Origin of the sequence: Okeania sp. SIO2F5 (assembly GCF_010692685.1) — a bacterium.
In the GTDB taxonomy this organism is placed as follows: Bacteria; Cyanobacteriota; Cyanobacteriia; order Cyanobacteriales; family Microcoleaceae; genus Okeania; species Okeania hirsuta.
Window position 1 is genome coordinate 1 of sequence record NZ_JAAHGU010000192.1, and the last position, 11,586, is coordinate 11,586.

At 35.3% G+C, this 11,586-nt stretch carries 14 protein-coding genes and 1 tRNA gene; 3 read left to right on the forward strand and 12 right to left on the reverse strand.

All coding sequences use genetic code 11. The features are described 5' to 3' along the window. Window positions 1-400 precede the first annotated feature (400 nt). Window positions 401-1,360: a M48 family metalloprotease gene (locus F6K27_RS30520; protein WP_124143596.1), complete on the forward strand. Its 960-nt coding sequence runs from the start codon at window positions 401-403 to the stop codon at window positions 1,358-1,360. Between the two features lie 159 nt (window positions 1,361-1,519). Then, window positions 1,520-1,942, forward strand: coding sequence for a DUF4359 domain-containing protein (locus F6K27_RS30525; RefSeq protein ID WP_124143595.1), 423 nt, complete (start codon window positions 1,520-1,522; stop codon window positions 1,940-1,942). A gap of 233 nt (window positions 1,943-2,175) precedes the next feature. Here the strand turns inward: F6K27_RS30525 and F6K27_RS30530 are convergent, their stop codons facing one another. The 8 genes from F6K27_RS30530 to F6K27_RS30565 all read right to left on the reverse strand — a co-directional run bounded on the left by F6K27_RS30530 (window position 2,176) and on the right by F6K27_RS30565 (window position 8,830). Next, window positions 2,176-2,691: a hypothetical protein gene (locus F6K27_RS30530; RefSeq protein WP_287279623.1), complete on the reverse strand. Its 516-nt coding sequence runs from the start codon at window positions 2,689-2,691 to the stop codon at window positions 2,176-2,178. Window positions 2,692-2,992: 301 nt separating this feature from the next. Continuing rightward, window positions 2,993-3,319: a GNAT family N-acetyltransferase gene (locus tag F6K27_RS30535; RefSeq protein WP_287279624.1), complete on the reverse strand. Its 327-nt coding sequence runs from the start codon at window positions 3,317-3,319 to the stop codon at window positions 2,993-2,995. A gap of 67 nt (window positions 3,320-3,386) precedes the next feature. Continuing rightward, on the reverse strand, window positions 3,387-3,542 hold the full coding sequence (locus tag F6K27_RS30540) for a hypothetical protein (protein WP_161564359.1): 156 nt from the start codon (window positions 3,540-3,542) through the stop codon (window positions 3,387-3,389). A 506-nt stretch (window positions 3,543-4,048) separates the two neighbouring features. Continuing rightward, the gene (hisS, locus tag F6K27_RS30545; RefSeq protein ID WP_287279625.1) at window positions 4,049-5,440 is read right to left on the reverse strand and encodes a histidine--tRNA ligase; all 1,392 of its coding nucleotides are present in this window, start codon (window positions 5,438-5,440) and stop codon (window positions 4,049-4,051) included. A gap of 340 nt (window positions 5,441-5,780) precedes the next feature. Continuing rightward, the gene (locus tag F6K27_RS30550) at window positions 5,781-6,701 is read right to left on the reverse strand and encodes a DnaJ domain-containing protein (RefSeq protein ID WP_287279626.1); all 921 of its coding nucleotides are present in this window, start codon (window positions 6,699-6,701) and stop codon (window positions 5,781-5,783) included. Between the two features lie 237 nt (window positions 6,702-6,938). Then, entirely contained in the window at window positions 6,939-7,817 is an 879-nt protein-coding gene (locus F6K27_RS30555; RefSeq protein WP_287279627.1) for an inositol monophosphatase family protein, read from the reverse strand. A gap of 133 nt (window positions 7,818-7,950) precedes the next feature. Continuing rightward, entirely contained in the window at window positions 7,951-8,472 is a 522-nt protein-coding gene (locus F6K27_RS30560) for a thermonuclease family protein (protein ID WP_287279628.1), read from the reverse strand. Beyond that, complete coding sequence (locus tag F6K27_RS30565) at window positions 8,462-8,830, reverse strand: 2Fe-2S iron-sulfur cluster-binding protein (RefSeq protein ID WP_287279629.1); 369 nt, start codon at window positions 8,828-8,830, stop codon at window positions 8,462-8,464. Before F6K27_RS30565 ends, F6K27_RS30560 begins: the two co-directional genes overlap by 11 nt. A 476-nt stretch (window positions 8,831-9,306) precedes the next feature. On the opposite strand from F6K27_RS30565, the gene F6K27_RS30570 reads away from it, so the two are divergent. Beyond that, a tRNA-Ser gene (locus tag F6K27_RS30570) sits at window positions 9,307-9,393 on the forward strand. A 246-nt stretch (window positions 9,394-9,639) separates the two neighbouring features. On the opposite strand, the gene F6K27_RS30575 is transcribed toward F6K27_RS30570, so the two are convergent. The 4 genes from F6K27_RS30575 to F6K27_RS30590 form a co-directional block, all read right to left on the reverse strand. After that, window positions 9,640-10,188 (reverse strand): AAA family ATPase, encoded by a 549-nt coding sequence (locus F6K27_RS30575; RefSeq protein WP_287279630.1) that lies wholly within the window; start codon window positions 10,186-10,188, stop codon window positions 9,640-9,642. Next, window positions 10,179-10,727, reverse strand: a complete 549-nt coding sequence (locus F6K27_RS30580) for an ASCH domain-containing protein (RefSeq protein WP_287279631.1) — start codon at window positions 10,725-10,727, stop codon at window positions 10,179-10,181. The genes F6K27_RS30575 and F6K27_RS30580 overlap by 10 nt, the downstream gene beginning before the upstream one ends. A 107-nt stretch (window positions 10,728-10,834) precedes the next feature. Beyond that, window positions 10,835-11,089 (reverse strand): hypothetical protein, encoded by a 255-nt coding sequence (locus F6K27_RS30585; RefSeq protein WP_287279632.1) that lies wholly within the window; start codon window positions 11,087-11,089, stop codon window positions 10,835-10,837. Between the two features lie 4 nt (window positions 11,090-11,093). Beyond that, window positions 11,094-11,435 (reverse strand): hypothetical protein, encoded by a 342-nt coding sequence (locus F6K27_RS30590; RefSeq protein WP_287279633.1) that lies wholly within the window; start codon window positions 11,433-11,435, stop codon window positions 11,094-11,096. Window positions 11,436-11,586 lie beyond the last annotated feature (151 nt).

Genomic DNA, 11,586 nt, shown 5'->3' on the forward strand with positions numbered 1-11,586 from the left:
AAATAGTCTATCGACCTTACAAACCAGCAAGTTGTGGCGCTCATCTGTGGATTAATACTTTTGATTCTGTGCAATTTATAGATACTAAATCGAATCCAGCTACCGCAAGGCAACCCAGCAAACAAATTTTCATCTAGTCTGGTTTCAAAGGCAGTCTGATCATCACCAAAAAATATTTCCAAGCTCAGAGCAGCTCAACTGACAATAACTTCAGCAGGCTTTGTGCTGTTTGTTTGTGGGAAATCGTCACAGTATTAAGGTAGAAAATTTTAACTCTCCACACTTCTCACACTCCCTTACTCCCCTACTCGCCTACTCCTCTCCTAACTCCTAACTCCTAACTCCTAAAGTATTAAAATTAATATCATACACTAATTCAGCAACGCCAAAAAATTTTATCATGCCTACCTATACTGGAATTTCTAGTGAAGCTTTTCGCCATCCCTTGGACCGGGAAGCAGAAAATGCTTTACGCAGCGTGCCTGGGTTTGACTTGATTGCCAGCAAATTTGTAGAATTTGTTTACGAACGGCCACAATATGTTTATTTAATGGGAAATAGTATTCAAGTTGGGCCTCGTCAATATGCTAGTATCTATCAAATATTTCGGGGATGCGTTAGAGATTTAGATATACTCCCGGAACCTACTTTATTTGTATCTCAAAATCCTCAAGTAAATAGCTATTCTCTAGGCAAAGAACAACCTTTAATTATCCTAAATACTGGTCTTTTAGACTTATTAAATGAGAAAGAATTAAAGACTGTACTAGCTCACGAATTAGGACATATTAAGTGTGGCCACCCAACTTTAAACCAAATGGCAATTTGGGCAATGGGTATAGCTTCTATGATTGGGGAAGTAACATTTGGTTTGGGTAATGTAGTTAGTAGTGGATTGATTTATGCTTTCTATGAGTGGCGACGCAAAGCTGAGTTATCAGCAGACCGGGCGGCTTTGTTAGTGATGGATGACCTAAATTTAGTCATGGAAACTATGATGAAGTTGGCTGGGGTAAGTAGTAAGTATGCCAATGAGTGTAGTTTACAAGAGTTTATTCGTCAGTCCGATAATTATCAAGACTTAGACCAAGATGGCCTAAATCAAGTGTATAAATTCTTGCTTTATAATGGTGGTCAGGGTGTAATGTTGAGTCATCCTTTCCCTGTAGAAAGGCTACAGTATTTACAAAACTGGGCAAATTCTTCAGAATATCGTCAAATTCGTGCTGGTAACTACAAAAGAGCTGGTGCTGAGGGTGCTGTTGAGGTTGAAGTTGAATCCCCAAAAAATGAATCTGAAGAGTTGCGCCGTCAAATTCAGGAACTGCAAAAGGAAATTAATCGAATTAAGGGGAATTAAAAATATACTCTACTTCCTAAATTTATCCGGAAACTAGCTTGTATCTAGATGTAGTTAATAGTATGAAATATGTACAAATATTTGTTTCTCTTAGTAAGAAATATTAGTCTACTGTTTTCTGTATCTAAAACTATACAAAATAATCAGGTATTTATAATTATGTTACAAGATAAAAATAAGAATGGTTATAGCAAAGCACCTATATTTTGGGGTCTGAGCAAAGCAGGAGCGATCGCTCTGACAGTAGCAGCGACAGTCATGGGATTTACTAATCCTCCTAGAAGTGAATATGTTAATTATGCTTCTAATAAACTGGCAAGTGAGATTAGAGAATCTGTTTGTAAAGAGTCAAAAGTTCCAGATTTTTTGAGTGATTTTACAGGTGATTTAGTTCAAAGTTGTGAAAAGCTAATTAAGAGTCAAAGAACTACGATTAAAGAATTAATGGATAATGCCACTCAACGTCAGAATTTAATATTATTTAGTGTTTATACAACTGAGTTTCGTGGTAATAGATATCAGACTATTGGAGCAGTGGGAAATTTTCTGACATTTCCACCAGAGAAAATCGAGCAAAATTAATTACAATTCATGCTACTTCAGCGGGAGCATCTCAATGCAAGAATAAAGCCAAAAATTTATCGCTTTTAGGCAACAGGCAACAGGCAACAGGCAACAGGCAACAGGCAACAGGGAATAGGGAATAGGGAATATATAGGAAAAAAAAGTATTTTTGCAAATATGAAATGCACCCAATTCAGCAAACTTTGTAGAGGCGTTTTATTTAACGTCTCTATATTTTTTTTCCGAAATATTTAGAATTGATATTCTTTCTTAGATTCTAATAAATTTCTATACAAAGGTGATTTGATTTTTTCTAAATCCTCAATATTCACTATATCTAATACCATCAGCACCCTACTTTCATAAAATGAAGAATCAATTGTACCAATAGTTTGATAACCTAATTTTTCAAAAAAGGGAACCAAGTATGCTAAATTATCTATCAAATTAAATTTTATTTCATCTAACAACAGTTGTTTATACTGTGCTTGCACTATTTTCAAAGCTATTAGCGTTCCTCTAAGATAACTTTTAACCATAAATATCCTACTAATTGATGTAGATAAGACATTTGCATCTCCTACTGTTTCACTAATCTTATAAAACTTTATATAATAGTCTGAATCTAAATCTTTAGCATAATTGCATCGAGCAGTACCAACTAATTCATGATTATTAAAAGCTACAAATAAATTAGCACATAAGTCTAATGTGTCTTCTACTTTCTTTTGTTCGTGGTTAGGTTCATAGTTTGGACAATTTTTCAACCATCCTAGTTATTCTACATAGATTTGATAGCACAATTTAAATTTTTTTCTCTTTCTTCAGGAGTTTGAGCTAATCTGATTTCTAACATAATTAGAGATATAGCGTTTTTATTTGAGATGCGGAAACCAAATCCTCTTAAAAAGGGAATAAGGAATAGGCAATTAGCAATTTTAAAGGATGAAAAACAGTATTAAATTCTGAAAAATAAAAGGGAAGAGCTACTTAATACAGCATTTTTTTATGATAAAAAACCACGTTATAGATTTACATTTTATTGAAAAAACTATATTATTTCTTAGATTATAACAAGTTTCTATACAAAGATTGAAAAGGTGATTTAACTTTCTCTAAATGTTTAAAATCAAGTAGGCCTAGCACCATCAGCACACTACTTTCATACATTTGATAATCAATTTCACTAATAGTTTGATAACCTAGTTTTTCAAAAAAAGGAACCAAGTATAATTCGGCATCTACAAAATCAAATTTGATTCCATCTAGCAACTGTTGTTTGTATAATGCTTGCATTATTTTCAACCCTATACCTTTTCCTCTAAAATTACTTTGAACCATAAATCTCCCAGTAATTGATGTATATAAGGTATTTATATCTCCTACTTTTTCCATTTGATAGAGTTTTATATAGTAGTCTAAATCTAAGTTTTACAAGCCTAAGTCTTTAGTATAATTGCATCTAAATAGTACCAACCAATTGATGATGATCGAGAGCCATAAATAGATTAGCAGATAAGTCCAATAGGTCTTCTACTTTCTTTTGTTGGTGGTTTGGTTCATAGTTTGGAAAATTTTCCAACCATCCTAGTTCTTCTGCATAGATTTGATAGCGCAATTTGAAAATTTATTCTCTTTCTTCAAGAGTCCGAGCTAATCTGATTTCTAACATAGTATTTATATCGATTCAACTTCTGTTATTTTTTCACTTACTTGCGATCAATTTCTATTCTGATTTGATAACAATTTTGAGAACTAAATCTCTGGCAATTACAAACAATAAACAATATTATACCATTTTTTTCATGGCAAAAAATCGTTGGTAGTCATATCAATGTCTCCTTAAACAGAATTGCTTGCTGTTCCACCGAAGGACTCTACAAGCTTTTCAGAAAAGGTTTAAATCTTAATGGAAATGTCTATTAATAGCCAGATAAAAAAGCTAATTGCTGATATCTGACTACTAATTAATTACTCTACAACATTACCGAAGAATTAATAATTAAATAATTCAGGTTTAAAGTCTCCCCTTTCAAGGGTAAAAAAATAAATTTTTTCCCTACCGTGTCAATCCTCTCCCTTTTAGGGAGAGGTAATTATCAATTATCAATTATCAATTATCAATTATTGAACCAATCTTTGTTTTAATACACCTGCTAAACCTGCTATTGGCACTTTCATTTGTTCGCCAGTTCGTAAATCTTTGAAACTACACATATTAGCTGCTGCTTCCTCAGAACCAATAATTATACAAAAAGGAATTTTTTGCTTATCAGCTTGTTGTAATTGTTTACCCACTCCACGACTATCAAAACTGGTTATAACATTCATCCCGCTACGACGCAATTTTTGGGAAACATCTAAATAAGTTGCCATTAAATCTTCTTGCATATTCACAACCATAACTGTTGCTGGAGTAGGAGCAAAAGATTCCAGAATACCCGCCTTTAATAAACGACTCATTAATCTAGTTAAACCAATAGAAATACCAACTCCTGGCATTTTCTCTCCAATAAAAGTTCCGACTAACTCTTCATATCTACCCCCAGAACAAATACTTCCTAAAGCTTCATGTCCGATTAAAGTAGTTTCATAAACTGTGCCCGTATAATAATCTAATCCCCTAGCTATTGATAGGTCAATACAAAAACGTTTGTCTGAAACTCCCAAATTTCTGACACCAGAAATTACTGTTTCTAATTCAGAAATTCCCTGAGTTAAAACCTCAGAATTATCCAAAGTTTCTGTCATACTTTTCAGCTTATCCAAAACATCATCAACAGAACCTTTAATATTAGTAAAATCCCCAACTTTTTCTACTTGATCTTCAGATAACCCAATTTCTTTCAAAGCTTTTTTAACTTTTACTTCTCCCACTTTTTCCGCAGTATCAACAATCCGAATACAAGACACAATATTCTCTGCTGCTACTCCCACAGATGCAAAAAAACCAGTTAAAACTTTGCGGTTATTAATTCTGATGAGAAAATCACCAATATTAATCGCTTCAAAGATTTCAGCAATAATCGCTGGAACTTGTGCATCATATAATAAACTTAATTTACCTCTACCAACAACATCAATATCACATTGTCTAAACTGTCGAAAACGACCATCTTTTGCCCGCTCCCCTCGAAAAACAACATCCATTTGATAACGAGCAAAAGGGAAATTTAGATCGTTCAAATGCCGAGCAATATAAGCAGCCAAAGGCACAGTTTGGTCGAATTTTAACGCCCTTTCTTCTGAGCCAGTATCTCCAGCTTTTTCCTTTTCTGCTTGACGATTTGGAGGTAGAATAGGAGATAAACCATAAACAATATTATCTCCTTGATTTCCTTTTGCTTGTAGAACCTCTAAACGTTCAACTGCTGGAGTTTCAATAGGTGTAAATCCGTAGCGTTCAAACACCTGACTAATTGTATCCATTAAGTAAGATTCTAATCGTTTTTCACCAGGGAGGAATTCTGGAAATCCACTAGGACAACTATAATTAATTTTATCTGTTTTTGCCATTTTTTACCTCATCTTTAGAGTAGGGGAGTATTCAACAACTAATAATTAATAATTAATAATTAATAATTAACAATTACCTCTCCTTGAAAGCGGATAGGATTGAGTCAAAGGAAAATTTATTCTTCTCTTGGTCGATTAGATATGGTGAGGAAACTTCGCCATCTCTCGACCGCTTTTTATCTCCTTAAAAAGGGAGGCTTTAGACCACAATTTATCGGGAAAAATATAAATAATTAACGCACTACTGGCTATTAATTATTAAAAGGATTATTCGGAAGCTGATAGCTGATAACGCAGTTTCGACCATAGGAGGCTAGCTGGTCGCTGTTTGCTTACTTCCTTACTTTTTCTTTCCACCAAAAATACCCCCAAATAAACCACCGCCTTTATCAGATTTAGTTCCTTTTTTACCTGTTGTTTTACTTGGTTTATTATTGCCAGTTGCCGCTTGTTCTAATAATTTTTTTACTTCTAATGCTTTTGGCTCTTGAGGATTTAATGAAAGAGCTTTTTTGACTTCAATTTTCGCCATTGTGCCTTGCTTTTGCTGGAAGTAACAAAAACCTAATAAAGCATGACAAAGACTATCATTTTGCTCAAATTTCAAAGCTCCTTTTAACTCTGAAATTGCCTTCACATAATTTTTATTAGATATTAATATTTTAGCCCTATTACAAGCTTGCTCTACCAAAGGATTTTTAGTTGAGGGTTTTATAGTTGTGGGTTTGGCAGAATCACTAGGAGGTTTCGGTGTAGGTGGAGGTGAGGGTTTAACAACTCCAGAACCACTTTTGCGCAGTAAATAAGCTAAATTCAGTTCACTAATTTCTCCAATGATATCTAAAGTTTTGTCAATAGATTCATATTCGCGATCGCTTAATTCCTTGAGAGTTTCCTTATATATGTTTTGATAATCTCCCGCCTTAGCAATTTTTTTTGCTGCATCAGTAGTCAACTGAATTTGACTGCGCTGTTGAGAAACAGTATTACTGAGATTTTTGAGAACAACAAAAAGTTCAGCGCGATCGCCTTCCTTAGAAAATTTATTATAAGCAGGACTCACCAACTTAGATAACAACTGATTAGCAAATTCTTTATCAGTTTCACTTTCAAAGGGTGAAGTATCAGGATGTAAACGACGCGCCACTCGCATATACCGTTTACGAATCTCACCAAATTCTGCATCTAGAGAAACCCCTAAAATTGCGTGATGGTCTGTGAAATCAAATTGGAATAATCCTTGTTTAAATGTAAAAGACATAATAACAACTTTTCCTTAACAAAATGACATTGAATCTAAACTTAATCCTTTTTACCTCTAATTAGACATCTCCGGAAATTAGACATATAGATCATTTTTTGTGTCTTTTTTCAGAAATTTTCTTCCCTATTCCCTATTGCCTATTGCCTACTTCTGCAAAAAGTCTATTCTTTCTCGGAGATATCTAATAGACATCTCCAAAAATCAAAAATAAAATTAATTATTATCAATAAATTATCAATTATTTCTCCCTGTTGCCTGTTGCCTGTTGCCTGTTGCCTCTTTTCTAGAGATGTCTATTGTAGACCAATGAGATAGAGGCGGAGTTTCAATCAACGCTTTGCTCATTAAATCGTGAATTTTGCCATTAGTAGCTAAAATTTTACCCGAACTCATATCAAAAGGACTACCATTATAAGCTGTAACTTTACCCCCTGCTTCTTGCAACACCACTATACCTGCAGCAATATCCCAAGGAGACAAACCTCTTTCCCAGTAACCATCTGCACGACCACAAGCAATAGAAGACAAATCCAGAGAAGCGCAACCAGAACGTCGTACCCCTTGAGCTAGATAACATATTTGACAAAATTCTTTGTAGTTATTGTCAGTAGTCTCCCGTCGGTCGTAAGCAAAACCCGTTATCGTCAAACTTCTTTCTAACGTAGTAGTCTGAGACACACTAACTGGTTTGCGGTTACAAGTTGCCCCCAAACCTTTAGCTGCACGAAAAAGTTCATCTAAAATCGGATTAAATACCACCCCCACCTGTGGTACCCCATCAATTAATAATCCTACCGAGGATGCTGAAAAAGGATATTGGTGAGCAAAATTAGTAGTACCATCCAAAGGGTCTATTGCCCATAGATATCTACTTGTTGTATCTCCCAACTCTCCCGACTCTTCCGCCAAAATGCCATGGTCTGGTAGATGCCGCTGTAAAACTTTGACGATCGCCTTTTCAGCAGCTTTGTCAGCTTCAGTTACCAAATTTCCAGGACTGCCCTTTTCTTGAATATCTTGAAGATTGCCCCAATAAGACATCAACTCTGCACCACCAGCAAGAGCAGCTTCAGTGGCAATATCTAAGAAAACTTGTAATTGTTCTGCACTCATAAAAATAATTAACTTACATAATTAACAGGAAACCCCACCTTGATTGGGGAAATATTTTTGGAGGGTTGCTCACTCATCTCCATAACAACAATAACTTCTTACTTTTGACTTTTGACTTTTGACTTTATTAATTCTATTGTTTAAGATTTTCACGACGAAATTGTGCTGGAGTTTGACGCATTGGACGTTCTGGATTCCAGATACCTCGCCCCATCAGTCTAGCTTTTTCTTGGGCATTAGCAAGACGTTCTGTATACTTATTGTTAGGAAAATATGGCTCTGCCAAGGCCAAACCTTCTTCTGCCATATATTCATTAATTAGTTTCCCATTCAGCCAAATATAAGCTAGTTGGCGATCAAATTTATCTTTTTTCTGGACATCAAATTCTAGTAAAACTTCTTGCCCCAAGGTTAACTTTTCTAGTTGGGTTCTAGCTTCTTGTCCCCAAGGTTTTTGTCTGACATCTGGTGCCTGAATACCAATCAAGCGAATGGGTTCTAGTATGGGTACAGCAGCAGAACGGTCAGTTATCTCGATGGTTTGTCCACTAACAACCCTTTCTACTCTGATTATTTTGCCCGAGGGGGGATTTGAGTTTTGGCAGCCAGCGAAAAATATCCAGGCTATAACTAGAAAAATGATTCTAATCTTCATCCAATGGCAATCCCGCTCTTACCTTTCCTTTGCCAAAATAGCGGCCAAATTGGAGTTCGTATACTTCATCTTCATCTTGTGTCTCTACGAGTAGGTCAGAACTAGCATAGCTGACACACAGAAGAGCATAACCCTGTTTTTGAAGTTCTAATGATAGTCCCATTGCTTCTGGTTGATAGAGTTGGCCAGATATAACTCTCACTGCACAAGTAGTACAAGCACCATTACGACAGGAAAATGGTAAATCTACTCCTTGATTTTCGGCACTGTGGAGAATGTAGCGGTCTTCAGGAACCTGGACTGTATGATATGTATCTTTTTGGCGATTGTGTATGCGAATTTGGTGATAACGGGCCATAATAATTTGAGACTATAATTTATAGTTATTATTAGTTATTTAGGTATTAAATTTTAATTATATTGCTTATGCAGTACAAGGTATTCTCGTCATTACGACCGACAGGGTTTGCGCAGCATTCCGGGACGGAAAGCAATCTCAAATCCTAGTTTTTTTGTACCTCATGCTTAAGTACTGAATTAACAAACTAAAACATGATTTATGCTTAATCTTATGTTATCAAAATAATTGGGTCTAAAACTCCGCCTTTTAAGGCGAAATATTTTTGAAGCGGAGCTTAAATCCCCTACTTCCCCTCCTGGGAGGGGTTAGGGGTAGGTTAACTTCTGACTTCTGACTTCTGACTTCTGACTTAGTAAACCAGGCCCAATATCTAATATAAAATTTTTTTGCGAGAAATAGTTGCAAAATTTAGAATTATTCTGCTACAATAGTATAATTGTGAGCAAATATAGAATTTAATAGTTTTGCTTTTTGGAGAGGTGGCCGAGTGGTTTAAGGCGCAGCACTGGAAATGCTGTTATGGGGTGACTTATACGGGGGTTCGAATCCCCCCCTCTCCGTTCTATAGAATAGGTTTTAGCAATTTAGCTAAAGTTAAGCCCTGGTTTAATGGTTTAACAAAGTATTTACCAAGCATGAATTTCATGCCTTATTTCAGCAATGCCCTTTTTTAAAATTGGTATAACATACTCTGGGGCTTTGCGCGATCGCTTAACAATCAGATTACTACTGTTAAAGCTGATTAATTTAATTGTGAAAATAGAAGAAAACCAGTAACTTTTAATTCTACCGTGGCAATATCCTTATTATTGAGATTTTTGCATCCAACTTACAATTTCTTGAACTAATTCTTCAGTTTTTTTCGTACCATCAACAGTTAAGTCAGCTATTGTAGGTAGCAAAGTTTGTACCTGTACCTCAGTAGAATGAGCTTCAAGATCTTGATAATTTTGATCATGAATTATATTTCTTTCATTTAAACGAGCATTACGAATTTTTTTATCAATACATATAAAAACTAAGCGAAATTCTAAAGGACTAATAATTCTCCGGAGAGTTTTAAGAACTTCGACATGACGAATACCATCTATTACTAATGGCTGTAATGGTTTCCAATTTACTTGTGCTAATACTGATTGACAAAACTTTTCTACTCCTTGATTAATCAGAGAAGCACCCAAATTTTGTAATACTTCTCTTGATTCTTCAAGGTTTCGACTTCTAGCAACAGTACGAACATAATCACCAAAACTGACATACTGCCAACCTAGATGCTGAGAAATTTCTTTAGCAAGAGTTGACTTTCCACTGGCAATTCGACCAGCAAAACCAAGGACTATTGGTTTCATTTCCATAAATCAAGCTCCAGTTGACCTAAATTTTCATGTAAAACAACCCAACCCCGGCGATCGCGTTTAACAAACTTTACCGGAGAAATAGGCTTAACATTTTGAATTCGCATTAAAGTAGCATAGGAAGCTTTTTCTCTATCTTCCCAAAACTTGTTATCTTGAGCGCAGATAGCGGCTGTAAATTTTTCTTTGATTGTTTGCCAAGATTCAGGGTCTAGTTCATAGAACCAAACGCAAGCAACCTGACAAACGCCAACAATTGCTCCACTTGAACGCTTGAGCAATACAATGTCACCTTTTTGGACGCGCTTGTAAGGAGCAAAGCGTCGAGTAGCAAATCTTGATTCTACAGTTTTCTGACCATCCAGTATAAACTGGAGATATGGCTCAACTAAGACAGCTAAATGGAGAGCAAATGGCTCTAAACAAGGTTTATTTAACTGTTCCAGGTAATCTTCCCAGAAAGCATCGCCTTTTAAGGCTAACCGTAGGTCATCAACCAATAAGTTAAGGGAATTATCTATTTTTCCTTTATCTTTCAAAGATTAAATTCTCCTTTCGTTCCACTTCGATCAGTTCAATAATCTGATGAGTGGTGTAAGAAACTTGCTTAGTTTCCCAATTATTTAAGGAACGCTTTAAAGCAGATTCAACAGCTTGATGAGTAGATTGTTTTTTCCACTCTTTGGTTAGCTGTTTTCAGGATGTCATCTATGACTTGTCTAGAAATTTTCTGACCAGAAATAAGTCTTTGTATAGAGTTAAGCACTGTTGATGGATACACACTAGGCAAAGAAGTTATCAATTGCTCGAAGGTAGTAATATTTGTAGCAAGGGTTCTTAATATCCAAGAATCGACAGATTTTTCAAATTCTCGTATTTCAATATCTGTATTTGAGTTCATTTGGTTAGTAAAATCCTTTCAACTTTCGAGTAGCTAATGAAACATCAGCAATATTAATAGCTCTTTCTTCAGAGGAAAATCTAGATTCTAACTCTTGTTGCCAAGCTTCAATAGCAATTTGTTGATTTTGCCATGTATCACCTATTGCCATATTGATTCTTTGTTTGACTGGAGTAAATTCCTGAATCTTGAGTGGAACTGTCCGCAGTGGCAAATTTTCATCAAGCATTTGCAGGCGATCGACAAAATGATTTATCTCTTCTGTTATTTGCTGTTTTGACGGTGTGGTAAAAGTAGCATAAGCATATAAATCAATTCCTAGTGTTATAGCAATGAGCGCTGGCATCTTTACATGTTACATAGATATTTGCAATGTAATATAAAAGTAACTGTATGAGCTGTATTTTTCATAAATTAGGCGATCGCTAAACCTTAAAGTTTTAAGGATGTCTGTAATGGTATTGATAATTTACAGTTTATAGCTTGAAATTGTTTAC

Excerpts from the sequence above, each read along its gene's own strand:
- hisS (WP_287279625.1), bottom strand. The coding sequence starts at position 5,440 with ATGGCAAAAACAGATAAAATTAATTATAGTTGTCCTAGTGGATTTCCA.
- F6K27_RS30535 (WP_287279624.1), bottom strand. The coding sequence starts at position 3,319 with ATGGAAAAAGTAGGAGATATAAATACCTTATATACATCAATTACTGGG.
- F6K27_RS30575 (WP_287279630.1), bottom strand. The coding sequence starts at position 10,188 with ATGGAAATGAAACCAATAGTCCTTGGTTTTGCTGGTCGAATTGCCAGT.
- F6K27_RS30525 (WP_124143595.1), top strand. The coding sequence starts at position 1,520 with ATGTTACAAGATAAAAATAAGAATGGTTATAGCAAAGCACCTATATTT.
- F6K27_RS30585 (WP_287279632.1), bottom strand. The coding sequence starts at position 11,089 with ATGAACTCAAATACAGATATTGAAATACGAGAATTTGAAAAATCTGTC.
- F6K27_RS30590 (WP_287279633.1), bottom strand. The coding sequence starts at position 11,435 with ATGCCAGCGCTCATTGCTATAACACTAGGAATTGATTTATATGCTTAT.
- F6K27_RS30565 (WP_287279629.1), bottom strand. The coding sequence starts at position 8,830 with ATGGCCCGTTATCACCAAATTCGCATACACAATCGCCAAAAAGATACA.
- F6K27_RS30555 (WP_287279627.1), bottom strand. The coding sequence starts at position 7,817 with ATGAGTGCAGAACAATTACAAGTTTTCTTAGATATTGCCACTGAAGCT.
- F6K27_RS30550 (WP_287279626.1), bottom strand. The coding sequence starts at position 6,701 with ATGTCTTTTACATTTAAACAAGGATTATTCCAATTTGATTTCACAGAC.
- F6K27_RS30520 (WP_124143596.1), top strand. The coding sequence starts at position 401 with ATGCCTACCTATACTGGAATTTCTAGTGAAGCTTTTCGCCATCCCTTG.
- F6K27_RS30560 (WP_287279628.1), bottom strand. The coding sequence starts at position 8,472 with ATGAAGATTAGAATCATTTTTCTAGTTATAGCCTGGATATTTTTCGCT.